The organism is Bradyrhizobium sp. SZCCHNS30572 (genome assembly GCF_032484415.1).
GTDB lineage: Bacteria > Pseudomonadota > Alphaproteobacteria > Rhizobiales > Xanthobacteraceae > Bradyrhizobium.
This window is the reverse complement of sequence record NZ_JAUESY010000006.1, coordinates 461423-486196: the sequence shown is the minus strand read 5'-3', so window position 1 is coordinate 486196 and position 24774 is coordinate 461423. Positions and strand designations below refer to the sequence as shown.

At 66.9% G+C, this 24774-nt stretch carries 23 protein-coding genes; 11 read left to right on the top strand and 12 right to left on the bottom strand.

What is annotated here, in order from left to right; translation table 11 throughout:
• Positions 1-50: 50 nt before the first annotated feature.
• From QX048_RS19290 to QX048_RS19280, 3 genes are all read left to right on the top strand, one after another.
• Positions 51-884, top strand: coding sequence for a hypothetical protein (locus QX048_RS19290; protein ID WP_315827977.1), 834 nt, complete (start codon positions 51-53; stop codon positions 882-884).
• Between the two features lie 159 nt (positions 885-1043).
• The gene (locus QX048_RS19285) at positions 1044-1970 is read left to right on the top strand and encodes a sulfite exporter TauE/SafE family protein (RefSeq protein ID WP_315827976.1); all 927 of its coding nucleotides are present in this window, start codon (positions 1044-1046) and stop codon (positions 1968-1970) included.
• The gene (locus QX048_RS19280) at positions 1967-2746 is read left to right on the top strand and encodes a TIGR02186 family protein (protein WP_315717942.1); all 780 of its coding nucleotides are present in this window, start codon (positions 1967-1969) and stop codon (positions 2744-2746) included. The genes QX048_RS19285 and QX048_RS19280 overlap by 4 nt, the downstream gene beginning before the upstream one ends.
• 11 nt (positions 2747-2757) lie before the next feature.
• Here the strand turns inward: QX048_RS19280 and QX048_RS19275 are convergent, their stop codons facing one another.
• Together QX048_RS19275 and QX048_RS19270 are read right to left on the bottom strand one after the other, a co-directional pair.
• Positions 2758-3537 carry an MBL fold metallo-hydrolase gene (locus QX048_RS19275; RefSeq protein WP_315827975.1) on the bottom strand — a complete coding sequence of 260 codons (780 nt, stop codon included), beginning with the start codon at positions 3535-3537 and terminating at the stop codon, positions 2758-2760.
• Positions 3534-4454, bottom strand: coding sequence for a DMT family transporter (locus QX048_RS19270; RefSeq protein ID WP_315827974.1), 921 nt, complete (start codon positions 4452-4454; stop codon positions 3534-3536). Before QX048_RS19270 ends, QX048_RS19275 begins: the two co-directional genes overlap by 4 nt.
• A gap of 97 nt (positions 4455-4551) precedes the next feature.
• On the opposite strand from QX048_RS19270, the gene QX048_RS19265 reads away from it, so the two are divergent.
• Positions 4552-5418: a LysR family transcriptional regulator gene (locus QX048_RS19265; protein WP_315717945.1), complete on the top strand. Its 867-nt coding sequence runs from the start codon at positions 4552-4554 to the stop codon at positions 5416-5418.
• Between the two features lie 246 nt (positions 5419-5664).
• Here the strand turns inward: QX048_RS19265 and pdeM are convergent, their stop codons facing one another.
• The 4 genes from pdeM to QX048_RS19245 all read right to left on the bottom strand — a co-directional run bounded on the left by pdeM (position 5665) and on the right by QX048_RS19245 (position 11630).
• The gene (gene pdeM / locus QX048_RS19260; protein WP_315828022.1) at positions 5665-6318 is read right to left on the bottom strand and encodes a ligase-associated DNA damage response endonuclease PdeM; all 654 of its coding nucleotides are present in this window, start codon (positions 6316-6318) and stop codon (positions 5665-5667) included.
• A gap of 49 nt (positions 6319-6367) precedes the next feature.
• Complete coding sequence (locus QX048_RS19255) at positions 6368-9073, bottom strand: ligase-associated DNA damage response DEXH box helicase (RefSeq protein WP_315828021.1); 2706 nt, start codon at positions 9071-9073, stop codon at positions 6368-6370.
• Positions 9074-9365: 292 nt separating this feature from the next.
• Positions 9366-10595, bottom strand: a complete 1230-nt coding sequence (locus QX048_RS19250) for an ABC transporter substrate-binding protein (protein WP_315717947.1) — start codon at positions 10593-10595, stop codon at positions 9366-9368.
• A gap of 108 nt (positions 10596-10703) precedes the next feature.
• On the bottom strand, positions 10704-11630 hold the full coding sequence (locus tag QX048_RS19245) for a class I SAM-dependent DNA methyltransferase (protein WP_315827973.1): 927 nt from the start codon (positions 11628-11630) through the stop codon (positions 10704-10706).
• A 115-nt stretch (positions 11631-11745) separates the two neighbouring features.
• Here QX048_RS19245 and QX048_RS19240 point away from each other — a divergent pair, with 115 nt between their 5' ends.
• The 5 genes from QX048_RS19240 to QX048_RS19220 all read left to right on the top strand — a co-directional run bounded on the left by QX048_RS19240 (position 11746) and on the right by QX048_RS19220 (position 17244).
• Positions 11746-12792, top strand: coding sequence for a ligase-associated DNA damage response exonuclease (locus QX048_RS19240; RefSeq protein ID WP_315828020.1), 1047 nt, complete (start codon positions 11746-11748; stop codon positions 12790-12792).
• The gene (locus QX048_RS19235; RefSeq protein ID WP_315827972.1) at positions 12789-14663 is read left to right on the top strand and encodes an ATP-dependent DNA ligase; all 1875 of its coding nucleotides are present in this window, start codon (positions 12789-12791) and stop codon (positions 14661-14663) included. The genes QX048_RS19240 and QX048_RS19235 overlap by 4 nt, the downstream gene beginning before the upstream one ends.
• A gap of 121 nt (positions 14664-14784) precedes the next feature.
• The gene (locus QX048_RS19230; RefSeq protein ID WP_315717950.1) at positions 14785-15093 is read left to right on the top strand and encodes a DUF6460 domain-containing protein; all 309 of its coding nucleotides are present in this window, start codon (positions 14785-14787) and stop codon (positions 15091-15093) included.
• A 13-nt stretch (positions 15094-15106) separates the two neighbouring features.
• The gene (locus tag QX048_RS19225; RefSeq protein WP_315751264.1) at positions 15107-15841 is read left to right on the top strand and encodes an MBL fold metallo-hydrolase; all 735 of its coding nucleotides are present in this window, start codon (positions 15107-15109) and stop codon (positions 15839-15841) included.
• A gap of 107 nt (positions 15842-15948) precedes the next feature.
• Positions 15949-17244 carry an MATE family efflux transporter gene (locus QX048_RS19220; RefSeq protein WP_315828019.1) on the top strand — a complete coding sequence of 432 codons (1296 nt, stop codon included), beginning with the start codon at positions 15949-15951 and terminating at the stop codon, positions 17242-17244.
• 71 nt (positions 17245-17315) lie between these two features.
• Here QX048_RS19220 and QX048_RS19215 read toward each other — a convergent pair whose 3' ends face one another.
• Both QX048_RS19215 and QX048_RS19210 read right to left on the bottom strand, forming a co-directional pair.
• On the bottom strand, positions 17316-18410 hold the full coding sequence (locus QX048_RS19215; protein WP_315717952.1) for a quinone-dependent dihydroorotate dehydrogenase: 1095 nt from the start codon (positions 18408-18410) through the stop codon (positions 17316-17318).
• Positions 18407-18751 (bottom strand): DUF952 domain-containing protein, encoded by a 345-nt coding sequence (locus QX048_RS19210; protein WP_315751262.1) that lies wholly within the window; start codon positions 18749-18751, stop codon positions 18407-18409. The genes QX048_RS19215 and QX048_RS19210 overlap by 4 nt, the downstream gene beginning before the upstream one ends.
• A gap of 253 nt (positions 18752-19004) precedes the next feature.
• Between QX048_RS19210 and QX048_RS19205 the strand changes: the two genes are divergently transcribed.
• Positions 19005-19766 (top strand): carbonic anhydrase family protein, encoded by a 762-nt coding sequence (locus QX048_RS19205; protein WP_315827971.1) that lies wholly within the window; start codon positions 19005-19007, stop codon positions 19764-19766.
• A gap of 430 nt (positions 19767-20196) precedes the next feature.
• Positions 20197-21018 carry a transposase gene (locus QX048_RS19200; protein WP_315827970.1) on the top strand — a complete coding sequence of 274 codons (822 nt, stop codon included), beginning with the start codon at positions 20197-20199 and terminating at the stop codon, positions 21016-21018.
• Between the two features lie 54 nt (positions 21019-21072).
• Here the strand turns inward: QX048_RS19200 and QX048_RS19195 are convergent, their stop codons facing one another.
• The 4 genes from QX048_RS19195 to QX048_RS19180 all read right to left on the bottom strand — a co-directional run bounded on the left by QX048_RS19195 (position 21073) and on the right by QX048_RS19180 (position 24671).
• Positions 21073-22719, bottom strand: coding sequence for a lysine--tRNA ligase (locus tag QX048_RS19195; RefSeq protein WP_315827969.1), 1647 nt, complete (start codon positions 22717-22719; stop codon positions 21073-21075).
• A gap of 141 nt (positions 22720-22860) precedes the next feature.
• The gene (locus tag QX048_RS19190; RefSeq protein ID WP_315827968.1) at positions 22861-23769 is read right to left on the bottom strand and encodes a transporter substrate-binding domain-containing protein; all 909 of its coding nucleotides are present in this window, start codon (positions 23767-23769) and stop codon (positions 22861-22863) included.
• 98 nt (positions 23770-23867) lie between these two features.
• The gene (locus QX048_RS19185; protein WP_315717162.1) at positions 23868-24461 is read right to left on the bottom strand and encodes an SCO family protein; all 594 of its coding nucleotides are present in this window, start codon (positions 24459-24461) and stop codon (positions 23868-23870) included.
• Positions 24462-24482: 21 nt separating this feature from the next.
• Complete coding sequence (locus QX048_RS19180) at positions 24483-24671, bottom strand: hypothetical protein (protein WP_315751257.1); 189 nt, start codon at positions 24669-24671, stop codon at positions 24483-24485.
• Positions 24672-24774 lie beyond the last annotated feature (103 nt).

The window sequence follows — 24774 nt, the reverse complement described above, 5'->3', positions numbered from 1 at the left end:
ATAGGTTGTCGCGGCGGATCATCACGAGCGCCGCGAGGGAGCATCGACGGGTGTCAGCGGGGAACGACCAACAGGACGGCGCGCGCTTCCTGCAGTCGCCGACGGGCCCCCGCGTGCCGCCGCGGACCACGGCGAACGTCGCCGCTGCTCCGCCTCCTCGCCAACGAATGCAGCAAGTGACCGACGGCTATCCTGCGGCGTTCCGATGGCGCCGGCTGGCTTCCGTCATCTTCTTCGTTGCAATCGTGCTCGGCGGAGGCATTCGCGCCTACCGCGACCTGTCGCGACCCGACGCCTGGGCGTTCTGGAAGGATCAGTACATCTCGCCGAGTCTGTCGGCGGCGTTGGTCGCCGACCCCGCGCTTGCCGGGCTGGGCGACAGGCGCACCGTGCTCGCCGTCAGCGGCCCCATCGGACCAGCGGCGGCCGGCTGGCTGCGCGAGCGGATCAGCGAGGCCCGTCTCAAGCCCGGCGACGTGATCCTGCTGTCCTCGCCCGGCGGCAACCTCGACCAGGGGGTGCTGATGGGCGAGATCATCCGCGCCCACGGACTCGCTACCGCCGTCGGCGTGGCCGACAATGCCGGCCGCATCCGTCCGGGCTTCTGCGCCAGCGCCTGCGTGTTCGCCTTTGCCGGCGGGCACACCCGCTACGGCCTCGATGGTTCGGCGCTCGGCGTGCACCGCTTCACGTCGGAGGCCCGTGGCGCCGACGCGGTCGCCGACACCCAGCGCGTCACCGGCGCCATCCTCGGCTACATGACGCGCATGGGCGTATCGTCGCAGGTCATCGAGGCGATGTCGCAGACCCGCGACATCCGCTGGCTCGATCCGGGCGATGCCGAGGCCATGAGGCTGGTGACCGCGCCGCTCAAGGCCCTTTGACGGAGCGCCCAGACCCCCACGTTCGGCGTCGGTGGATGTGACGTCGACTTCGGGCGGGAATGACTGATCCCTTCGCTGCCATTTTCGGTTATGCAGGAGCTTGGCATCCTGCGTCGCATGCGCGGGATGCTCGCTCGAAGGATCGCAGAGGCCGCGCGGATGCAGATTTATCTTCCGATCGCCGACATCCCGGTCAACATCTTCCTGTTGCTGGCGATGGGCGCGGCCGTCGGCTTCGTCTCCGGCATGTTCGGCATCGGCGGCGGGTTCCTGATGACGCCGCTCCTGATCTTCGTCGGCATCACCCCCGCGGTCGCGGTCGCCTCGGTCTCCAGCCACATCGCCGCCTCCTCGTTCTCCGGGGCGCTGTCCTATTGGCGACGGCGCGCCATCGATCCCTCGCTGGCCGCGGTGTTGATGATCGGCGGCTCGCTCGGCACCGGACTCGGCGTCGCCACCTTCACCCTGTTGCGGTCGCTCGGCCAGCTCGATCTGATGATCGCGTTGTCCTATGTCGTCCTGCTGACGAGCGTCGGCGGCACGATGTTCTGGGAGGGTCTGCGGGCGATGATGCGCGCGCGCCAGGGCGCGGTCGCGACCGTGCGGCGTCCGGGCAGCCATGTCTGGATCCATGGCCTGCCGCTGAAGATGCGCTTCAAGCGCTCGAAGATCTATGTCTCCGTCATTCCGGTGATCGCCATCGGCCTCATCATCGGCTTCCTCGGCGCCGTGATGGGCATCGGCGGCGGCTTCATTCTGGTGCCCCTGCTGATCTACCTGCTGCGCGTGCCGACCTCGACCGTCATCGGCACCTCGATGGTCCTGACGCTCGCGACCATGATGATCGCGACCATGCTGCACGCGATGAGCAATCATCTGGTCGACGCCGTGCTGGCGCTGATCCTGATGGTCGGCGGCGTCACCGGCGCGCAGTTCGGGGCCCGCGCCGGCCAGATGATCCGCGGCGAGCAGCTGCGGCTGCTGCTCGGCCTGCTGATCCTCGCCGTCGGCATCCGGTTCGCGATCGAGCTCGTGATCAAGCCCGACGACCTGTTCACGATCCGCGAGACCGAGATCAGCAGATGACGCCGCTCCGCCTCGCCAGCCTCACCTTCATGCTGCTGCTTGCCGGCGCCGCATCGGCGCGCGCCGAGCGGCTGATCGTCTCGGTCTCCAACCATCGCGTGACGGTGACGCCGAACTATTCCGGGGAGGAGCTGGTGCTGTTCGGCTCGGTCGAGAAGGACACCCAGACCCCGCCGGGTCGCACCGCCTATGACCTCGTCGTCACCGTCCGGGGCCCGCGGGCCGACATGGTGACGCGGCGCAAGGAGCGCAAGTTCGGCATCTGGATCAACACCGACTCGCGCCAGTTCCTCAAGGTGCCCGGCTATCTGGCGCTGTTCGCCAACCGCCAGTTCGATGCGATGGCCGCGCCCGAGGTGCTGCGCCGGCAGCAGCTCGGACTCAACAACGTGCTGCTGACCCAGCGCGTCGGTCCCGACTATGCCGACGTGGTCCCGAACGACGCGTTCCGCAGCGCCTTCGTGCGGCTGCAATCGCAGCACGGTCTGTACCGCGAGGATACGTCCGCGGTGACCTTCCTCACGCCGACGCTGTTCCGCACCGGCATTCCGCTCCCCGCTGCGGTGCCGATCGGCACCTACGAGGTCGAGATCAAGCTGCTCGCCGACGGCGCGCTGGTCACCAAGACGGAGACCGCGTTCGAGATCGTCAAGGTTGGCTTCGAGCAGTTCGTCGCGAACTCGGCCCGGCAGAGCGGCTTCGTCTACGGCCTCGTCACCGCCGCGATGGCGCTGATGACGGGATGGATGGCGTCGATCGTGTTCCGTCGGGATTGATCTTTTTCGCGTCAGTGGGAGGAGCCGGGTGGCGAGGCGATCACCGTCCGCACACCGGGCTCCAGAAGCTTCAGCCGCGCACCGAACCCGAGCGCATCGAAGGTCTTGCGCAGGTCCTGCGCGCTCTGGCGGAAATGCGCCCAGCCATCCGTGTGGACCGGAACGATGGCGGCCTCGGCAAACACGCGCGCGGTCTCGATCGTGTCGTTGGTGTCCATGGTGAGGTGGAACGGCCCGCGTGTCTGCGCCGCTCCGGCAAAAGGCATCACGACGCCAGGCTTGAAACGCCGCGCCACCTCCGCCACGCCGTCATAGAACACCGTGTCGCCACTGACATAGACGGGCGCGCCGTGCTGCGGGATCAGGACGAAGCCGATCACATCGCCCGCGAGCGGCTCGATGCCGGCGGGACCATGGCGCGCCGGCGTCGCCGCGACCGTCAATGTCCTGCCGCCTTTGCTGAGCTGCGTCGTCTGCCACGGCGCCAATCCTTCCGCCAGCGCACCGAGCCTGCTTGCGCCGACTTCCGTCGTGAGCACGCGCGGTGCGCGCCTCAGGAAGGCGCGGCCGCCATGGTCGAGATTGTCGGAGTGCTGATCATGGCTCAGCAGCACCGCATCGACCTCCCCGATCGCCTCAGCGGTCATCGCTGGTCCAGTGAGCTTCTCCAGTACGACATGCGGCAATTCATAGCGGCCGGGAGCATCGAATGTGGGATCGGTCAGCAGGCGGAAGCCATCGATTTCGATAAGGGCGGTCGGGCCGCCGATCAGGGTGATCGCAACACTCATGACGATGCTCCAATGGTACGGGCCGGCGCCCGCGTGACCAGATAGATCCCGAGCGCGACGGGAACGACGCCGAGCAGGTCCTGCAGCGCCACGTGCTCGCCGAGCACCAGGAAGGCGAAGATCATCGCGAGCGGCGGCATCACGAAATGATAGGCGCTGGCCGCGGTCGCGCCGCATACTTTCAAGAGATGGAACCAGAGCACATAGGCCAGGATCGAGCCGCCGAGCACGAGGAAGGCGAACGCGCCGATCAGTTGCGCATTCGGCACGATCTCGCCCACGTGCGACACGCCGAGCGCGACCGGCCATAACACCAGCCCGGCTGAGAGGTTCTGGATGCCGTTGCCGACCCACAGGCTGCCCTGCGGGGCGAGCTGCTTGAACAGAATGGTGCCGGTCACGATCGAGGCCAGCGCCGCCAGCGTATAGAGAATGCCTTCGAGCTGGTCGGTGCCGACGGACATACGGTGCCAGACGATCATGGCGACGCCGATGGTGCCGAGCGCGAGGCCTGAGATTTTGCGCAGGGTCAGCGGCTCGCCGAGCAGCAGCGCCGCGAACATCGCGGTGAACACCGGATTGGCCGAGACGATCAGGCCGCCGAGCCCCGCCGACACGGTCTGCAGCCCGGTGTAGCCGAGACCGAGATACAGCGCGTTGTTGGCGATGCCGATGATCGCGAACACGGCCGCATCGCGCCAGCTCATGCGCAGCTCGCCCCGGACCGCCGGCACCACAAGAATGAGGACACCGGCGAGCGAGAACCGCGCCGCGAGCAGCAGCAGCGGCGGACAATAGGTCACCCCGATCTTGCCGGCAACGAAGGCAAAGCTCCACAACAGGCAGAACAGGCCGATTTCGAGCGGCAGCAGGTTGGACTTCACGGGGCTCACGGCAACGGAGGATACGGACGACATCGGAGGTCTCCTTCGCCGCCGATGTAGGGCTGTTCTTTCCCATTTGGAAATTAAATGATAGACTGACACTCAGTGGTTTTCCGAATGGAGGTCCCGCGTGCTCGATCTGGACCTGTTGCGCAGCTTCGTCTCGGTGGTCGAGGCGGGCGGCTTCACCCGCGCGGGCGAGCGCGTTCACCGCACGCAGTCGACGATCAGCCAGCAGATTCGCCGGCTGGAGGACGACCTCGGCCAGACGCTGCTCAACCGCGACGGCCGCGAGGTCACGCCGACCGAGGCCGGCGAACGGCTGTTGTCCTATGCCCGCCGCCTGCTCGCGCTCGCCGAGGAGGCCCGCGACGTCGTGGCGCGGCCCGGACCCGACGGCGCGGTGAAGCTCGGCATCCCCGAGGATTTCGCGGCCTACCGGCTCGCCAAGCTGCTCGCCGCGTTCTCGCGCGCCCACCCCGATCTGCGGCTCGACGTGCGCGCCGACCAGAGCCTCAACCTCAAGCGCGACATCGAGCGCGGCGATCTCGATCTGGCGCTGCTCAAGCGCGGTGCCGACGACGCACACGCAGCGATCGCGGCATGGCCGGAGCAGGTCTATTGGGTGACCAGCAAGAGCCATCCGGTCAACCTCGAGGCCCGCTCGCTGCCGCTGATCGGCTTCCCGCTCGGCTGCATCTATCGCACCCGCGCGATCCATGCGCTGGAGAGCGAGGGACGCGCCTGGCACATGGCCTACACCTCGTCGAGCCTCGCCGGCATCCAGGCCGCGGTCGCCGCCGGCATGGGGCTGAGCATTCTGTCCGAGATGTCGGTGCAGTCGGAGCACCGCGTGCTGACCGCCCGCGAGGGCTTTGCGCCGATCGAGCGCACCGAGGTCGCGCTGGTCGCCTCGCCCGACGCCAGCCCGGCGACGCTGCGCCTGGCCGACCGGCTGGCCGAGTTCTGCGAGAAGGTGCAGGCGAAGGCGGCCTGACGGGCATTCGTCCGCGGCTCCGGCGACCATGACGCCACGAGGACGCTGCGTTCCCTCTCCCGCTTGCGGGGGAGGGCTAGGGAGGGGCCGTTCCGACGGCGCTGCGCTTGGCGCCCCCTCTCCAACTCTCCCCCGCAAGCGAGGGAGAGAGCACAGCGATGCGCGCGGCGGGCATGATCAGTCCAACTTCGAATGATCCGTTCGACCTCTGATCACTCATCCAACTAATGAATTTCCATCATCCAACTAATAGCACCGCGCCGCGGCGATGCTGTGCAGGCGCCCATCTCCCAGCACATGCGCGATGAAGGCGCGCTTCGGAAACAGCTTGGCGAAGGCCGCGTCGCGCACGCTCAGGCCCCCGGCATAGGCGCCGAACGCCGGCATCACGGCGCGCTCGCCATCGCAGACGAAGCAGCGCCGCTCCAGCGTGCGCGCTCGTGTCGCGACGCGCGCCTTCGGATGCAGATGGCCGGCGATCTCGCCGCGCGCGCCGGAGGGCTCGTGACGGAACGTCACCGCGCCGAGCGTGACCGCGTCAGCCAGCTCGCCGCCGATGCCGCGCGGGGCCGGATCGTGGTTGCCCGTGATCCAGACCCAGTCGCGGCCGACCTGCAGGTTGGCGATGCAGGCGCGGTCGTCGCCGGTGAGACGCGTATGCGCATCGCGATCGTGAAAGCTGTCGCCAAGCGCGATCACGATGCGCGGATTGTAGTGGGCGATCACGGCTGTGAGGCGATTGAGAGTCGCCACGGTATCGAACGGCGGCAGCAGGGTGCCGCGCGACGCGTAGCTCGAGCCCTTTTCCAGATGCAGATCGGAGACGACGAGCAGGCGCTGCTCGTCCCACACCAGCGCGCCGGAGAGATCGACGCGCAGCGCGGTGCCGGCGACGTCCATCATGCCCGATGCGCAGAAAGTCCCCCGCAAGTCCGCCTCGCTTCTCGATCTACCCCATCGCTTCCTTCACGAGTTCCTCGGCAGCCTCGGCCAGGAGCTCGTCGGCGGCCTCGCCATAGACGGATTCGCGGCCGATTTCCAGCATCACCGGCACCGCCAGCGGCGAGACGCGATCGAGTTCCCGATGGGTGATTCGTCCCTCGATGCGCTGGAGCATATCACCGAGCCGCTTCAGATCGAGCAGGCCGGTGGCGGCATCGGCGCGCGCCGCGCGCAACAGCATGTGATCGGGCTGATGCCGGCGCAGGACGTCATAGACCAGATCGGTCGAGAACAGCACCTGGCGGCGCGTCTTCTCCTCGGTCGTCGACCGCCGCGCGATCAGGCCGGAGATGATGGCGCACGAGCGGAACGTGCGCTTCATCAGCGCGGATTCGGCGAGCCACGCCTCGAGATCGTCGCCAAGCATATCCGGGTCGAACAACGCGGCGAGATCGAGCCGCCCCTGTTTGACCATCAGCGACATGTCGCCGAGCCCCCACACCGCAAGCGCATATTCGTTGGCGACGAAGCCGAGCGGCCGGGCGCGCGCCCGCTCGAGCCGGCGCGTCAGCAGCATGCCGAGCGTCTGATGCGCGAGGCGGCCCTCGAACGGATAGCAGACGATGTAGTGCTTGTTGGAGCGCGGGAAAGTCTCAACCAAAAGCTCGCGCCGGGCCGGGATGCGCGACACGTCCTTCTGCAAGGACAGCCAGTCGCGCACCTGCTCCGGCAACGCGCTCCAGGCGGTGCGGTCGTCGAGCAGGCCGCGCACGCGCTCGGCGAGATAGGTCGAGAGCGGAAACTTGCCGCCCATGTAGGACGGCACCTTCGGATCGGAATCATTGGCGCGCGACACATAGACCTGGTCCTCGGCCAGCGCCTCGTAGCGCACGATCTCGCCGCTGAACACGAACGTATCGCCGAGGGTGAGGCCTTCGATGAACGCCTCCTCGATCTCGCCGAGCAGCCGTCCGCCGCGCGCGATCGCGCCGGTCGTGCCCTTGGCCCCGCCGCGCGAGCGCACCAGCCGCACCTTCAGCATCGCCTCCTCGACAATGGTGCCGACGTTCAGGCGATAGCTCTGCCGCACCTTGGGATTGGCGACGCGCCAGCGTCCCCTCGCATCCTGCTTGATGCGGGCGAACCGCTCATAAGTCTTCAGCGCATAGCCGCCGGTGGCGACGAAGTCGACGACATCGTCGAAATCAGCGCGCGACAGCGACGCATAGGGGGCCGCTGTGATGACCTCCACATAGAGCTCGTCGCTGAGAAACGGCTCGGCGCAGGCGCAGCCGAGCACGTGCTGCGCCAGCACGTCGAGCGCGCCGGTACGCAAAGGCGGCGTGTCCTGCGCATTGTCGGCGATGGCATCGATCGCGACCGAGCATTCCAGCACCTCGAAGCGGTTGGCCGGCACCAGCACCGCCCGCGAAGCCTCGTCGAGCCGGTGATTGGCACGGCCGATGCGCTGCATCAGCCGCGAGCAGCCCTTGGGCGCGCCGACATTGATCACGAGATCGACGTCGCCCCAATCGACGCCGAGATCGAGCGAGGAGGTGCAGACGACGCCGCGCAGCCTGCCGGCCGACATCGCATCCTCGACCTTGCGGCGCTGCGCGACGTCGAGCGAGCCGTGATGCAGGGCGATGGCGAGATTGTCGTCGTTGATGCGCCAGAACTCCTGGAACAGCATCTCGGCCTGGCTGCGGGTGTTGACGAACACGAGCGTGGTCTTGTTTCGCTTGATCAGCTCGTACATCTCGGCCAGCGCATGGCGCGCGCTGTGGCCGGCCCACGGCAGCCGCTCCTGCGTATCGAGCATCTCGACCACCGGCGGCGCGGCGCCGCCGGCGACCACGACGTCGGCCGCGGATATGCCGCCGCACGGCTGCGGCACCAGGAAGCGCGCGAGCTGCTCCGGCTCGGCGACGGTCGCCGACAGGCCGATCATGCGCATGTCCGGCGCAAGCCGCCACAGCCGCGCCAGCGCGAGCGACAAGAGATCGCCGCGCTTGGAGGTGACCAGCGCATGCAGCTCGTCGAGCACGACGCGCTTCAGCGAGGAAAACAGGAACGGCGCATCGTCGGACGACAGCAGCAGCGCCATCTGCTCCGGCGTGGTCAGCAGGATGTCCGGCGGATAGCGGCGCTGCCGCTGCCGGCGGGACACCGGCGTGTCGCCGGTGCGGGTCTCGACCTTGATCGGCAGGCCCATCTCGGAGATCGGCGCCTCGAGATTGCGCGCGATGTCGACCGCGAGCGCCTTGAGCGGGGAGATGTAGAGCGTGTGCAGGCCGGCGGGTCGCGGGATGCGGTTCGCCGTCTGCTTGCTCTTTTCCGTGTTCGCGAGCTCGGCCAGTGCATTCGGCTCGGTGCCGGGTGCCACCATCGACACCGCCGCCGGAGGCCCCCCTCCCCGCCGCTCCCCCACAAGGGGAGCGGGAGTGGAGAGAGCGGATGTCTTGGCAAGAACAGAACGATGCTTCGGCGCGACGGCGGAGCCGAGCTCCACCAAGGTCGGCAGGAACCCGGCGAGCGTCTTGCCGGCGCCGGTCGGGGCGATCAGCAGCGCCGAGCGTTGCGCGCGAGCCTTCTCCAGCAGCGCCAGCTGATGTGCGCGCGGCGCCCAGCCGCGCGCCGCGAACCATTCGGTGAAATGGTCGGGCAGCGCGGCGCTGTCGTCGGGTGGGACTGGTGAGACGCGGGGCGGCACCGGGGGAAGGTAGGCAGTCACGCGCGGTTCGTCGAGGGTCGGGCGATAACACTCGACTGCCTCGACCACCTCCGCCGTCGGCCCAGCCCATGTTGGAGCGCACCGGCGCCTCAGCAAACTCCGTTGTCGTCCCTGCGAACGCAGGGACCCATAGCCACCGGCTTTTGTGGGACGATGACTTGCAGTGACGCCTCACCGATAGATTCCGCGGTATGGTTCCCTGCGTTCGCAGGGACGACACCGGAGAGTGCGGCCACAGCTCCGGTGTCATCATCCGATGGAGGGAAAATCCCTACTCCGTCATCGGCTTCTCGGAGATGCTCCAGTCCTTGCCGTCGAAGATCGAGATGTAGAGCGTCTTCATCGGCGTATAGTCGTCCGGCGTGTAGGCGTAATTGACGCCATCGAGGAAGAAGGGCGAGTGGAAGCCGGCGAGTGTCGTGGCGTGCTTGAGCACGTTCTCGCGGGTCAGCGTGTCGCCGCAGCGGCGCAGGATCTCACCCATCGACACCGCCTGGCCGTAGCCGGCATAGGCGATGGTGTTGTCGGGATCGATGTTGGGCAGGTACTTGGCGCGCAGCGCCTCGAAGCCCTTGACGTCGGGATCGTCCTTCCATTGCGGCACGCCGGCGTCCTTGGAATAGCGGATCGCGACGATGTCCTTGGCATTCTCGAGGCCGGCGGCAGACAGGATCGAACGGCCGGTCGAGCCCGCCGACAGCAGCTGCAGCGGCTTCCAGCCGAGCTCGGCCACCTTGCGGATCGACTGCGACGAGGCCTTGCCCGTGCTGATGTTGTAGAACACGTCGGCGCCCGACTTCGACAGGTTGATCAGCTGCGAGTCCACCGTCGGCTCGGTGAGATCGTAGGTCTGCTCCATGATCACCTGCGCCTTGCCGCCGGCGTCGGCCAGCACCTTCTTGAACGGCCCCAGGAAGTCACGGCCGAAATCGTCGTTCTGATAGAGGATGCCGATCTTGGCTTCCGGCTTCACGCTCAGCACATGCTTGGCGAGAATGCGCGCCTCCGTCGGATACAGCGGCAGGCCGGCCATGGTCCATTTGTAGTTCTTGGGGTCGTTCCACTTCGAGGCGCCGGTGTTGAGCAGGAGCTGCGGCACGCCCTTGGAGTTGAGGTATTTGTGCACGGCGGTCTGTGGCGCGGTGCCGAGCGAGCCGTACAGCGCCAGCACCTCGTCCTGCTCGACCAGCCGCCGCGTCGCCTCGACGCATTTCGGCGCGCTATAGGCATCGTCCATCGTCAGGAACTTGACCTTGCGCCCGTTGATGCCGCCCTGCTCGTTGAGCATCTGGAAATAGGCCTCGCCGACACGGCCGAGCACGCCATACAGCGAACCGGGGCCGGAATGCGGAATGGTCTGGCCGATCTTGATCTCGGTATCGCTGGCGCCGGCATCATATTTCTTCTCGGCGGCCCAGACATAGGGCGAAGCGATCGTCGAGGCGCCGATGGTCGCAAGCGCGGTGGCGCAGAAATCGCGCCGCGTCAGATGTTTTTTCATTTTTGTCTCTCCCTAGACTGCCGACATTTTTTGGCATCGGGAGAGCTGCGGCAAGAGCGAAGTTGCCGCATTGGACGCCGCGTGCAGCGCATTCAATAGCGTCTAGACTCAAGTCCTGGCCGCGACCACGGCCAGCCCGCGCACCGGCAACTGCTCCTCGGTCCGCGGCGACGCCGGCGCGAGATGGGCCAGCTTCAATCCCGCGGCTGCGATCACGCCACGGACATATTCCGCGCCATGGGCATAGCGCAGCCCCTTGCCCATAATGACACCGTCGCCGTCATGGGTCTCGACGGTCAAGGCCAGCAGTCCGCCCGGACTGAGCACACGTTGCGCCTCGCGCAACACCGGGCCGAGGTCGCCGACATAGACCATCGCATCGGCAGCAAGAATGAGATCCGCAGACGCATCGTCCTGGCGCTGCAGCCCTGCGGTCATGTCGTCGACCTCTAGCCCGGCATAGAGCCCGGTGGCGCGCGCCTCCGCGATCATGCCGGCCGACAGGTCGATGCCGATGATGCTGTCGACGTTCTTGGCGAACGCCGCCGCGCCCAGCCCGGTGCCGCAGCCGAGATCGATCGCGCGCTTGAAGTAGGCCGGCTTGCGCTCGGCCGCGCGCACCGCGAGCACCGCCTTGAACAGGATCGCCGGCGCGCGGTAGTTGAGCCGCTCGGTCAGCTCGGCCTCGAAGCGCGGCGCATACTGATCGAACAGCGACTGCACATAGGCCTTGGGCATGTCCGACAGCGGCGCGGCGCCGAGCTGCATCAGATGCACGGCGGCGCCGTGACGATCATCCGGATCGGCGGCACAGGCGTTCTGGAAGGCCGAGATCGCCTTGTCGGTTTCGCCCAGACCGAGACGGATCTTGCCGAGCTCGAACCAGGCCGAGGCGAAGTTGGGGGCGACCTCGATGGCCTGCTCCATCACCTCTGCGGCCGCGACCAGGTCGCCCTTCAATTGCAGGTCGCGGGCGAACTCGTAGCGGCGGTCGGCGATCAGATCGCCGGAGGACAGGAACAGGCGGTGGGGCATGGGAACCATCGTCGTCAATGCGAACTTCTCATCGAGGAGATGGATGCGCGGGTCAAGCCCGCGCATGACGAGATGGAAACTGGCACGGCCTGAAAACGCGTCTTGCATGACCTATATGACCCACATGCGTCCGCAAGACATTCTGCTGCCCGTTCCGTCCGGCCTCTGCTGCAAGGCCGGCGGCTTTCACATCGATCCCGTGCGCCCGGTCGAGCGGGCGCTGATCACCCATGGCCATTCCGACCACGCCCGCGCCGGCCACGGCGCGGTGCTGGCGACCCAGGAAACGCTCGACATCATGCGGCTGCGCTATGGCGACAACCTTGCAGGCTCCACGCAGGCGATCGGCTATGGCGAGCGGATCAGGCTGGGTGACGTCACCGTCAGTTTCCACCCTGCGGGCCATGTGCTGGGCTCGGCGCAGATCAAGGTGTCCTGCGGCGGCACCTGCATCGTCGCCTCCGGCGACTACAAGGATGCGCGCGATCCGACCTGCGCACCGTTCGAGCTGGTGCAATGCGACGTCTTCATCACCGAGGCGACGTTCGGCCTGCCCGTGTTCCGTCACGGCGCCGCGGCGCTGGAGGTGAACAAGCTGCTGGCCTCGGTGGTGCTGTTTCCCGAGCGCGCGCACCTGGTCGGCGCGTACTCCCTCGGCAAGGCGCAGCGTGTCATCGCGCTGATCCGCGAGGCCGGCTATGATCGGCCGATCTACCTGCACGGCGCGATGGACAAGATCACGCGCTACTATCAAGACAAGGGAATCGCGCTCGGCGAGCTCCGGCCCGTGAAGGGCGTCAAGAAGGCCGAGCTTGCCGGCACCATCACCCTGGCGCCGCCGAGTGCAACCTCCGACCTGTGGACCCGCCGCTTTCCCGATCCCGTCACCGCCTTCGCCTCGGGCTGGATGCGGGTGCGCGCCCGGGCCCGGCAGCGCGGCATCGAGCTGCCGCTGGTGATCTCGGATCATGCCGACTGGGACGGGCTCACCACCACCATCGCCGCGACCGGCGCAGGCGAGGTGTGGGTCACCCATGGGCAGGAGGACGCGCTGGTGCATTGGTGCCAAGCCAAGGGGCTCGCGGCCCGGCCGCTCGATCTGGTCGGCTACGGCGACGAGGAGGAAAGCGAGGTGGTAGCCACGGAGGACGCCGAGGCATGAACCGCTTCGCCGAGTTGCTCGACCGCCTCGCCTATGAGCCCGGCCGCAACAACAAGCTGCGGCTGCTGACGTCGTACTTCCGCGAGGTCGAGGATCCCGATCGCGGCTACGCACTGGGCGCGCTCACCGGCGCGCTGTCGTTCAAGCACGCCAAGCCGGCGCTGATCCGCGACCTGATCGCCGCGCGCACCGATCCGGTGCTGTTCGCGCTGTCGTATGATTATGTGGGGGATCTCTCGGAGACCGTCGCGCTGATGTGGCCGAAGGACAGGGCGCATCATCAGCAGCTCGTTCCTGGGTACCCCCCTCCCCACCCCTCCCCCACAAGGGGGGAGGGAGCGCTGACGCGTTCGGAGTTGCTGTCTCGGTCTGCATCGAGCATCGCTCCCCCTTCACGTCTCTCGTTCCCCACAGCCGCTCTCTCCGGTCCCTCCCCCCTTGTGGGGGAGGAGCAGGGAGGGGGGTACCCCACGGGCGGTCTCACGAGGGACCCCACACCCGGCCACAACGACCCGCCACCGCCGACGCTGACCGAGGTTGTCACCACCTTGCGCACCCTCGGCAAGACCGAGATGCCGCGGCAACTCGCGCAATGGCTGGATGAGCTCGACGAGACCGGGCGCTGGGCACTGCTGAAGCTGGTCACCGGCGCTTTGCGCATCGGCATCTCCGCGCGCCTGGCCAAGACCGCAGCGGCCGCGCTCGGCGACAAGGACCCGCACGAGGTCGAGCTGATCTGGCCGGGGCTGTCGCCGCCCTATCTCGACCTGTTCGCCTGGCTGGAAGGCCGCGGCGACAAGCCGGTCAATCGCGATCCCGCGCCGTTCCGGCCGGTGATGCTGGCGCATGCCGTCGAGGACGACGACTTCGCCGGCATGAACGCGGCCGACTACATCGCGGAATGGAAATGGGACGGCATCCGCGTGCAGGCGGTGAGCGGCCGCGAGGCCGACGGCCGCGTCGTCACACGGCTGTATTCGCGCAGCGGCGAGGACATCACGGCGAGTTTCCCGGACCTGCTGCCGTCGCTGCATCTGCCCGGCGCGCTCGACGGCGAGCTGCTGGTGGTGCGCGATCACCGCGTGCAGAGCTTCAACGTGCTGCAGCAGCGGCTGAACCGCAAGACGGTGTCGCCGAAGCTGATGAAGGAGTACCCGATCCACCTGCGCGCCTACGACCTGCTCGGCGACGAGGAGAACGATCTGCGTGAGCTGCCGTTCGCCGAGCGGCGTGAACGGCTCGAGGCTTTCATCAAGCGACTCGACGAACCGCGTGTCGACTTGTCGCCGACCATCGCGTTTTCCACCTGGGACGAGCTGAAGGCCGCGCGCGCCGATCCCGCATCTGCCGGCGCAGGAGACGATGCCGAAGCGGTGGAAGGCGTGATGCTGAAGCGGCGCGACGCGCTGTATCTGCCCGGCCGGCCCAAGGGACAATGGTGGAAGTGGAAGCACGATCCGCACATCATCGATGCCGTGCTGATGTATGCTCAGCGCGGCCACGGCAAGCGTTCCTCCTATTACTCCGACTACACGTTCGGTGTCTGGACGGCGGGAGACGGCGGAGATCAGCTCGTGCCCGTCGGCAAGGCCTATTTCGGCTTCACCGACGAGGAGCTCTTGCAGATCGACCGCTTCGTCCGCCGCAACACCACCGAGAAGTTCGGTCCCGTGCGGCATGTCGTGCACGAGCCCGAGCAGGGCCTTGTGCTCGAAGTGGCGTTCGAGGGCCTGCAGCGCTCGCCGCGGCACAAATCCGGCATCGCGATGCGCTTTCCGCGCATCAGCCGGCTGCGCTGGGACAAGCCGCCGCGCGAGGCCGACCGGCTGGAGACCCTGGAGCGGATGTTGAAGAGCGAGGCGCCGGCGTGACAGCGCCGGGAACATTAATTGCCGGTAACCGGCTTGCGGCGCTGAGCCGGGTTCCCCACCTGCCCTGCCGTGCCTTATAATCGGGATCGCGAATCCGACGAACCCGCCTGGAGACGATGCCATGTCGAACGACGTCAGGGACTATCCGGCCCGCGCCCGCAGCTCGGATGGCCTGTACCGTTTTCTCGGCGGCTCGCCGCTGTCGGTGGCGTTCCGGCTGGTGCTGCTGTCGATCCTGGTCGGCGTCGTGCTGTCGGCGATCGGCTTCGATCCGCTGAACATCCTGCACAGCATCCGGCTGCTGTTCATCCGGCTCTACGAGCTCGGCTTCGACGCCTTCAACTGGCTGTGGCGCTACTTCCTGCTCGGCGCGGTGATCGTGATCCCGGTCTGGCTCCTGTCGCGGCTGTTCGCCCCGCGCGGCCGATAGAGAGCCACAGCCGATGCAGCTCCGCTTCGTCGGCTGCGGTGACGCGTTCGGCTCGGGCGGCAACTCCAACACCTGCTTCCATCTGACCGGCGCGCAGACGAACCTTCTGATCGACTGCGGCGCCTCGTCGCTGCCGGCGCTGAAGCGGCTCGGCATCGCCAGCAACGCCATCGAACTGATCCTGATCACGCATTTCCATGGCGATCATTTCGCCGGGCTTCCCTTCCTGCTGCTCGATGCGCAGTTTTCGAAGCGGACGCTGCCGCTGGTGATCGCCGGCCCCGCCGGCATCACGGCGCGGCTGACGCAGGTGATGGAAGCGCTGTTCGAGCATTCGTCGCGCACGCCGCGGAAATTCGAGCTGTCCGTGATCGAGCTTGAACCGGAGCAGACGACGCGCTTCGGCGAGGTCTGCGTGACGCCGTTTCCAGTCGTCCACGGCAGTTCGGGCGGGCCGTTTCTCGGCTACCGGATCGAGGCGGAGGGCAAGGTCGTCGCCTACACCGCGGACACCGAATGGACGGAGAGCCTGATCCCGCTCGGCCGCAACGCCGACCTGTTGATCGCCGAGGCCTACACCTACGACAAGGCGGTGAAGAACCACCTCAGCCTCGCGGTGCTGGAGGCGCATCTCGACGCGATCCGGCCGAAGCGGCTGGTGCTCACCCATATGAGCGACGACATGCTGGGCCGGCTGGACCGCATCGGCCATGTGGCCGCGCATGACGGCATGAGCATCGACCTCTAGCCGGGAGGCGCGAAAGGCCGCTAAGAACGGCAGGAACGCGCGTGCCGCGCGCTCTGCCAATCAACGGGCCATTCTTGACCGCTTCAGCCAAAGTCACGACCGCGCAGGTGTTCGACATCGCGGGTCCCGCGATGATCGCCAACCTGACGACGCCGCTGATCGGCATCGTCTCGACCACGGCGATCGGCCGGCTCGGCGAAGCCGCCATGCTCGGCGGCGTCGCCATGGCCTCGGTGATCTTCGACTGCCTGTTCTGGCTGTTCGCGTTCCTGCGCGCCAGCACGCTCGCCTTCACCGCGCAATCGCTCGGCGCCGGCGAGACCGACGAGATCCTGATGGTCCTGATCCGCGGCCTGGCGCTGGCCGCGCTGATCGGCGTCAGCCTGATCGCGCTGCAACTGCCGCTGGGGGCAATCATCTTCGACCTCATGGGCGGCAGCGACGCCGTGCTCGGCGCGGCCCGCACCTACTTCATGGTCCGGATCTGGTCGGCGCCGCTGGCGCTTGCCAACTACGTGCTGCTCGGCTGGCTCGTCGGATTGGCGCGCGCACGGCTGGCGCTGGCCATTCAGGTCGCGATCAACCTGATCAACATGGCCGCGACCATCCTGTTCGTCCAGGTGCTGCAGGCCGGCATCGCCGGCGCGGCGATTGCCGCCGTCATCGCGGAGACGGTCGGTGTCGCGATCGGCCTCGTGCTGGCGCGCCGATTGGTCAAGGCCGACGCCCGGATGTCGCGCGCGGCGCTGCTCGACCGCGCCAAGCTGATGCACATGATGGCCGTCAACCGCGACATCATGATCCGCACCGCGGCGATGATCATCGCCTTCCTGTTCTTCACCTCACAGGGCGCGCGCGCCGGCGACACGACGCTGGCCGCCAACGCGGTGCTGAACAATTTCCTGCTGGTGGCCGCGTTCTTCCTCGACGGCCTCGCCAACGCCGCCGAGCAGCTCTGCGGCTATGCGTTCGGCGCGCGCAACCGCGGCGCCTTTTCCGGCGCCACAAGGCTGGTGCTCGCCTGGGGCTTCGGCTTCGCGCTCGCGGTGGCCGCGATCTTCGCGCTGTTCGGGCCGGTGCTGATCGACGTGATGACGGCAAGCGATGCGGTGCGCCGCGCGGCGCGCGACTATCTGCCGTTCGTGGTGGCGTCGCCGCTGCTGTCGGTATTCGCCTTCGCATTCGACGGCGTCTATATCGGCGCCACCTGGGCGCGCGACATGCGCAACCTCATGGTCGCGGCGCTGGTCGTCTTCCTCGGCACCTGGCTGGCGCTGCGCGGCTTCGGCAATACGGGCCTGTGGATCGCGATGCTCAGCTTCTACGCGGCGCGCGGCGGCTTCCAGGCCGCACGCTATCCGGCGCTGCTGCGGGCGTCGTTCGGCAACAAAGAGAGTTTGTAGGGGGCGCTGTATCGCGCAGCGCGCTTTGCGACCCCGCTCGCCCTACACTCTTCGCCGAAGATCAAGCGCATCTAAACCGGCCAGTCCTCGGCGGTGATCGTCGCGGCGTCCGCACCAACGATCTCCGACAGCGAATCGCGTCCCGTGCGCAGCAGGGTCGAGGTCAGGTCGGCCTTGATGCTCTCGACCAGGCCGAGGCCCTTGTAGACCAGCGAGGAATACAGCTGGATCAGGCTGGCGCCGGCGCGGATCTTGGTGAGCGCGGCGCCGCCGGTGTCGATGCCGCCGACGCCGATCAGCGGGAACGCACCTTCGACGCGCACGAAGGTCTCGGCCACCATGCGGGTCGATAGCCGGAACAGCGGCCGCCCGGACAGGCCGCCCTGCTCCTTGGCGCGCAACTGCTCGCGCAGCGAGCTGGGCCGGGCGAGTGTCGTGTTCGACACGATCATGCCGTCGACTCCGCGCGAGCGGGCGACATGGACGACGTCGTCGAGCTCGGCGAGGCTGAGATCGGGTGCGATCTTGAGCAGGACCGGCGTATCGCCGGCTTTCCGCCGCACGCGGTCGCGCGCCTCGAGCACCTTGGACAGCAGCTCGTCGAGCTGAGACGCCTGCTGCAGGTTGCGCAGGCCCGGCGTGTTGGGCGAGGAGATGTTGACGGTGAAATAGCTCGCCACCGGCGCGAAGGTCTCGATCAGCCGGACGTAGTCGGCGACACGGTCGACCGAATCCTTGTTGGCCCCGACATTGACGCCGACGATGCCGCCCTGGTGGGCGCGCCCGGCCAGGCGCCGCAGCACGATCTCGGCGCCGTCATTGTTGAAACCCATGCGGTTGATGACCGCCTCGTCGCGCTCCAGCCGGAACAGCCGCGGGCGCGGATTGCCGCTCTGCGGCCGCGGGGTCACCGAACCGATCTCGACGAAGCCAAAGCCGAGCCGCAGCAGCGCGTCCGGCACCTCGGCGTTCTTGTCGAAGCCGGCGGCCATGCCGACCGGATTCGGGAAGTTCAGGCCGAAGGCGCGCACCGCGAGCTTGGCATCATCCGGTCGCGGCTTGATCGCCGGCAGCAGCTTCAGGCCCTGGATGGCGAGCCGGTGCGCATCCTCAGCGTCGAGCCAGCGGAGCAGCGGCAGCGAAAGCTGGTCGAAGGCGCGAATCACGGCTTCAGGTCCGGAATGTCGTGGCCGCCATCGGCACGGCTGTGCATCTGGTGAACGCCGGTCACGGCACCGAGATCGAGCTCGCCATACAGATGCGGGAACAGCTCGTCATTGCGCGAACGCTCCCAACGCAGCGCATCGCCGAGCGCGTCCGCCTCGACCTCGACCAGGAACAGCGCGCTCTGTCCCGAAAAGTGCTTCCGCGCCGTCTCCGGCACCTGGGAGGCGGTCGAAAAATGGATGAACCCGTCGCGCAGATCGTCCGCGCTGCCACGGTAGACGCCCAGCCGCTCCGCCTCGCGCCAGGCCGAAGCTGAGCAGATTTTGTAGATTTTGGGCACCTTTGCGCGGTCCTGGCTTGAGCTTGAGTTTGCTGATGTTTTCGGGAGCGGCCGACCGTATCGGCAGGGGGCAGCGAACTCAAGCATCGTTTGCCCAGGACAGTCCGGCGGCCGACCCGCTCAGGTTGTATCCGAGTGATGCGAGCTCGCGGGGATGCAACCGGTTCCTCAGCAAGAGTTAACCCGATTCGGCTTTCCTGTTGCGCGCGATTCGCAACCGATCATGCCCACGCTTGAACCTTTGGAGATTGTCATGGACCGCCGCCACGTCTTGAAGGCCCTTGCGGGGCTCGCCCTCTGCCCCGTCTGCGCTACCCCGGGCTTTGCCGCCGAAGGCGCCCCGCATTGGAGCTATGAGGGCGCGACCGGGCCGGCTAAATGGGGCGATCTCGACGCGGCCAACAAGGTCTGCGGCGTCGGCACCCAGCAATCGCCGATCGACATCGAGCACTCGACCCGGGCCCAGCTTCCCGATTTCCGACTGAGCTGGGCCAGGACCGCCGACACCATCGTCAACAACGGCCACACCATCCAGCTCAACTTCGCCGATGGCAGCAGCACCATGAAGCTCGAGGGCACCACCTACAAGCTGCTGCAGGTGCATTTTCATCGTCCGAGCGAGCACCAGATCGGCGGCAAGAACTATCCGATGGAGGCGCATTTCGTGCACCGCGCCGCCTCCGGCGGCCTCGCCGTCGTCGGCGTTCTCATGACCACCGGGCGTCCCAACCCCGCCTTCGCGCAGATCGTCGCGACGATGCCGGATAAGGAGGGTCCCGCGGTCAAGGCCGATCCGCGCATCAACCCCAACATGATGCTGCCGGCACGCCGCTCCTATTATCGCTATGCCGGCTCGCTGACGACGCCGCCCTGCTCGGAGGTGGTCGAATGGCTGCTGCTGAGCGAGCCGGTGTCGGTCGCGGAAGCGGACGTGGAGAAATTCGCAAAACTGTATCCGATGAACGCCCGCCCGGTGCAGAAGCTCGACCGCCGCTTCGTGCTGCAAGGGGTGTAGTTCATTCGGCTCCGGTGGCTTCGAGCTGAAGCGGCCGCCACAAACTCCGCTGTCGTCCCCGCGAAGGCGGGGACCCATACCGCGGAAGCTGGATTGTTTTGGAAGGTGGCGGAGACCCTCCGCCAAATTGTGTCCGGTGGCTATGGGTCCCTGTGTCTGGAAAGTCTGCCATGATGATGGTGGGCGGGAAGCCGTTGGGTCCTTGGCGCTAGACGCCGTGAGCCGGCTCGGTCTCCCGCCCGCTCCATTTATCAACCTGAACAGTTGCACGAGGCTGCGCCAACAGACCTCGCATCACAGGGACAGGCACCGTGATCGTACCTTTTCGTTGCGTCGGAATCGACGTTTGCAAACCCTATCTCGATATTTTTGATGAAGCCGTGGGGCGCCGGAGCGCATCGCCAACGGGCCACAGGCCATCACACAGCTGGTGGCGCGTTGGCGATGCGATGTTCTGGTGGTCTTTGAGGCCACGGGTGTCTACGACCTCGAACTGCGCGAGGCCCTGCGTCGGGCGGGCATCCGCTTTGCGCGGATCAACCCGGCTCGAGCTCGCGATTTCGCCCGCGCCAGCGGCCAACTCGCCAAGACCGATCCGATCGACGCGCGAACGCTGGCAGCCTTTGGGCGCGCCATGCAGCCAGTCACCGAGCAGGCCATGACGCCTGCCCAAAGCGCCCTCGCCAAGCTTGCAAAACGGCGGGATCAACTGGTTGCCATGCGCGCCCAGGAAAAGAACCGCCGCAGCGAGGCCGAGGACCGCGCCATGGCCGAACGCATCAGCCGCCTGATCGAGGTCCTCAATGACGAGATCGTCGAGATCGAGGCCGAGATCAACGCGCTCATCAAAGCCGAGCCGGTGCTTGCGGAGCAGGCACAGCTGATGCGCTCCGTGCCCGGTGTGGGACCCGTCGCCTGCATGCAACTCATCACCCAGATGCCGGAACTCGGCCATCTCGGGCCAAAGGAGGTAGCCGCTCTTGCGGGCCTGGCTCCCTTCAATCGCGATAGCGGGGCGTATCGTGGCAAGCGCAAGATCGGCGGCGGCCGGAAGCGTGTCCGCGACGCCCTCTACATGGCCGCCCTCAACGCCGTCCGCCGCGCCGATCGCTTCAAGATCTTTTACAACCGTCTGCGCCAAGCCGGTAAACCCGCCAAGCTCGCCCTCATCGCCGTCGCCAGGAAGCTTCTAACCATCCTGAATGCCATGATGCGCGACCGAAAACCTTATGCGATCACTCCATCAACATAACAGTTGCCGGCGTTCGCCGGGACGACACCTTTGGTGGCGCGATGAGCTTGGCAATCACGCGCTGCGTGCCAATGCCCCGTCGATCATCGCCACCGCATTGTTGACGCCGTAGACCGCGACGAAGGACCCAAAGCGCGGGCCCTTCTCCTGGCCGAGCAGCACCTGGTAGAGCATGTTGAACCAGTCGAGCGAGACACCGGGGCGGCCGTCCTTGCCCTTCTTGGCGTGGTCGAGGAACGGCTCGCGGCGGCCGATCTCGTAGACCACGTTCTGAATGTCCTCGGCCGTCGCGTCAGCCGGCAGGTTCGACAGCGCATCGCGCAGGTCCTGCAGCGCCACGCGCTCACCCTCGGTCGGCTCGCGGAAGGTCTTGGTCGGCGCCACGAAGTCGCGATAGTAGTTGATGGCGTAGCCGACCATCGCGTCGAGCTTGGGATGGGTCTGCGGCGTCACGCCGGGCCGGTAGCGGCCGATGAACCCCCACAGCGTCTCGGCATTCTCCGCGTTCGACGACGACACCAGGGTCAGCAGCAGCTGGAAGGTGACGGGCATGTCGGCCTTCGGCGGCTTGCCGGAATGGATGTGCCAGACCGGATTGCCGAGCTGCTGCTTGGCGTCCTGCTTGGGAAAACCTTCGAGGAACTGCTGGTAGTCGTCGACCATCCGCGGGATGACGTCGAAATACAGCCGCTTCGCCGCCTTGGGCTCGCGATACATGAACAGCGACAGCGATTCCGGCGAGGCGTAGTGCAGCCATTCGTCGATGGTCAGGCCGTTGCCCTTCGACTTCGAGATCTTCTGGCCCTTCTCATCGAGGAACAGCTCATAGTTGAAGCCCTCCGGCGGCGTGCCGCCGAGCGCCGCGCAGATCTTGCCCGACAGCTTCACCGAGTCGATCAGGTCCTTGCCGGCCATTTCATAGTCGACGCCCAGCGCATGCCAGCGCATCGCCCAGTCCGGCTTCCATTGCAGCTTGCAATGGCCGCCGGTGACCGGAACGGTCATGCGCTCCCTGGTTTCGGGATCGTCATAGGAGATGGTGCCGGCCTTGGCGTCGTGCTCGACGATCGGCACGTACAGCACGAGGCCGGTGCGCGGGCAGATCGGCAGGAACGGCGAGTAGCTCGCCGCGCGCTCCTCGCGCAAGGACGGCAGCATGATCGCCATCACCTTCTCGAGCCGCTCCAGCATCCGCAGCAGCGCCGCGTCGAACTTGCCGGAGGTGTAGTACTCGGTCGACGAGGCAAACTCGTAGTCGAAGCCGAACCGGTCGAGGAAGGCGCGCAGCCGCGCATTGTTGTGCGCGGCGAACGAGGGATATTCGTTGGAGAACGGGTCGGGGATTCGCGACAGCGGCTTGCCGAGGTGGGTGGCCAGCATCTCCTTGTTCGGCACGTTGTCCGGCACCTTGCGCAGGCCGTCCATGTCGTCGGAGAAGGCGATCAGGCGGGTCTTGATCTTGTCCTCGGTCAGCACGCGGAAGGCGTGGCGCACCATGGTGGTGCGCGCGACCTCGCCGAAGGTGCCGATATGCGGCAGGCCGGACGGACCGTAGCCGGTCTCGAACAGCACCTCGTCCTTCGGATTCTTCTTCAGCCGGTTGACGATCGCCTTCGCCTGCTCGAACGGCCAGGCGTTGGAGTTTTCGGCAAGCGCGCGCAGGTCGCTCGGGCTGGTTGGGACGAGATCGATCGTGGACATCGTGAAAAAGACTTCTCCGAAGACGTCAGTGCAAAACAGAGGTCATGATACCCGTCATTCCGGGGCGATGCGAAGCATCGAACCTGGAATCTCGAGGTTCCGGGTTCGCGTCTTCGACGCGCCCCGGAACGACGGCAAGCGCTAGAACGGGCTGATCGAGAAGTAGCGCAGCCACAGGTCGGTGTAGCGGCCTTTTTCCCAGACCCGGAACAGCGCCCAGTTCAGCGCCTGGCGCAAGAGGTCGTTGCCCTTGCGCACGGCGATGCCGACGCCCTCGCCGAAATAGCGGCTTTCGACGAAAGGTCCACCGGAAAAGGCGCAGCAATCGCCGGAATCGGTGCCATTGACCCAGAACGCCAGCGAAATGCCGTCGCCGAAGATCAGGTCGACCTCGGCCCGGCGCAGCGCCTGCCGCAGCGCCTCGTCGTTCGGATAGGTCTTGATCTCGGCGTCGGTGAACATCGCCTTGAGGTAAGCCTCGTGCGCGGTGCCGGCGACGGCGCCGATCTTCTTGCCCTCGAGAAATTCGGGGCGGATCTCGGTCATGACGGCGTCGCGGCGGGACACGAAGCGGGCGGGCGCCCGGTAATACGGATCGGAGAAATCGGCCCGCGCCCGCATCTGCGGCGTCACCGCGATCGAGGCGATGATCGCATCGCCCCGGTTCGAGGACAGCGCGTCGAGCAGGGTTTCGAACCGGCGCATCTGGACGGTGCAGGTCACCTTGATCTCGTCGCAGATCGCCCTGGCAAGATCGACGTTGAAGCCGGCCGGATTGCCGTCCGGGCCGGTGAAGTTGAACGGAGGATAGTCGGTCTCGGTCAGGAACCGAATCACCGTGAGGCGCGACAGATCGGGCCGCTCCGGCCGGCGTCGCGGGTCCCAGAACCCAGGGACGGCCTGCGGCGCCGCCTCGACGGCGGGCCTCACCGGCGCCTGGGCGCGCGCCTCCGAGCCGGCGGCGGCCAGGCCGAAGCACAGCAGCGCGCCGGCAATGGCGGCGCGGGCCGCAGGCGCGGATTTCACGGGCTTTGACAAGACGGTCGGCATCAGCGGTCCCGATGGTCAGCGCCTTATAGACCATCCATGCGCAAATTCGAGGCTGGATTCGGCCCGGAGGCGGCCGCCCGGCTGGAGCGTTAACGCGCTCAGAGGTATTTCTTGAGATCCGCCGCGGCTTCCTCGGGCGTCCGCTTCAGGTTGAACGGTGCGACGAACCGGCCGTTGCGGTCCATCAGATACACCAAAGCGGTGTGGTCCATGGTGTAATCGCCGTCCTTCAGCGGGACCTTCTTGGCATAGACCCGGTACTCGGTGAGAACCTTCGCCAGCACCTCGGGATCGCCGGTTAGGCCCTTGAGATGCGGGTCGAAGCTGGAGAGGTAGTCCTTCATCGCGGCCGGATTGTCGCGCTCGGGGTCGACCGAGACGAAATAGGCGTTGACGCTGTCGGCGTCCTTGCCCATCGCGCGCAGCACCTCGGAGATCTCGAACAGCGAGGTCGGACAGACGTCCGGGCAATGGGTAAAGCCGAAGAAGATCAGCGTCGGCCGCCCTTCCAGGCTCTTCTCGGTGACGACGGCACCGCTCTGGTCGGTCAACTGAAACGGGCCGCCGATCGCGGCCGGCGCCGCGATGTTGCGGCCGCCGCCCATGACAAGGAACATCAGCGACAACCCGACCACCAGGCTGGCGGCGAAGGCTCCGACGATCACCAGCGGACGGGTGACATTGGACGGCATTGCGCGCTCCTTCACTGTCTCTCAGAAGCAGGCCTGCCAGCCGGCCGCGATGGTCTCGAAGAACACCGCGGTCCCGTACTGCACCCACATCGTCACGGCGCCGACGACGAGCCCGATCGCCGCGATCCCCGCCGCGAGGGCCGGAGCAGAGGCCGGACGCCGGGCTCGCGATGCGGACGGTATCTCTTGGGGCGCTGAAAGAGGCTGCATGATGGCGTACTCATCGGCCGGAGCCGGCCAAGCGGCCCACCCCTCTCGCTCCAGATAAGCCCCGCAGCCGGTCCAGGCAAGCGCCGCAGTCGGGCCGCGATCA

What these genes read in the sequence shown, in the direction of transcription:
- QX048_RS19285 (WP_315827976.1), top strand. Translation starts at nt 1,044, where the DNA reads ATGCAGATTTATCTTCCGATCGCCGACATCCCGGTCAACATCTTCCTG.
- QX048_RS19245 (WP_315827973.1), bottom strand. Translation starts at nt 11,630, where the DNA reads ATGCCCCACCGCCTGTTCCTGTCCTCCGGCGATCTGATCGCCGACCGC.
- QX048_RS19240 (WP_315828020.1), top strand. Translation starts at nt 11,746, where the DNA reads ATGACCCACATGCGTCCGCAAGACATTCTGCTGCCCGTTCCGTCCGGC.
- QX048_RS19190 (WP_315827968.1), bottom strand. Translation starts at nt 23,769, where the DNA reads ATGCCGACCGTCTTGTCAAAGCCCGTGAAATCCGCGCCTGCGGCCCGC.
- QX048_RS19225 (WP_315751264.1), top strand. Translation starts at nt 15,107, where the DNA reads ATGCAGCTCCGCTTCGTCGGCTGCGGTGACGCGTTCGGCTCGGGCGGC.
- QX048_RS19235 (WP_315827972.1), top strand. Translation starts at nt 12,789, where the DNA reads ATGAACCGCTTCGCCGAGTTGCTCGACCGCCTCGCCTATGAGCCCGGC.
- QX048_RS19270 (WP_315827974.1), bottom strand. Translation starts at nt 4,454, where the DNA reads ATGTCGTCCGTATCCTCCGTTGCCGTGAGCCCCGTGAAGTCCAACCTG.
- QX048_RS19230 (WP_315717950.1), top strand. Translation starts at nt 14,785, where the DNA reads ATGTCGAACGACGTCAGGGACTATCCGGCCCGCGCCCGCAGCTCGGAT.
- QX048_RS19195 (WP_315827969.1), bottom strand. Translation starts at nt 22,719, where the DNA reads ATGTCCACGATCGATCTCGTCCCAACCAGCCCGAGCGACCTGCGCGCG.
- QX048_RS19275 (WP_315827975.1), bottom strand. Translation starts at nt 3,537, where the DNA reads ATGAGTGTTGCGATCACCCTGATCGGCGGCCCGACCGCCCTTATCGAA.
- QX048_RS19205 (WP_315827971.1), top strand. Translation starts at nt 19,005, where the DNA reads ATGGACCGCCGCCACGTCTTGAAGGCCCTTGCGGGGCTCGCCCTCTGC.
- QX048_RS19180 (WP_315751257.1), bottom strand. Translation starts at nt 24,671, where the DNA reads ATGCAGCCTCTTTCAGCGCCCCAAGAGATACCGTCCGCATCGCGAGCC.
- QX048_RS19280 (WP_315717942.1), top strand. Translation starts at nt 1,967, where the DNA reads ATGACGCCGCTCCGCCTCGCCAGCCTCACCTTCATGCTGCTGCTTGCC.
- pdeM (WP_315828022.1), bottom strand. Translation starts at nt 6,318, where the DNA reads ATGGACGTCGCCGGCACCGCGCTGCGCGTCGATCTCTCCGGCGCGCTG.
- QX048_RS19185 (WP_315717162.1), bottom strand. Translation starts at nt 24,461, where the DNA reads ATGCCGTCCAATGTCACCCGTCCGCTGGTGATCGTCGGAGCCTTCGCC.
- QX048_RS19250 (WP_315717947.1), bottom strand. Translation starts at nt 10,595, where the DNA reads ATGAAAAAACATCTGACGCGGCGCGATTTCTGCGCCACCGCGCTTGCG.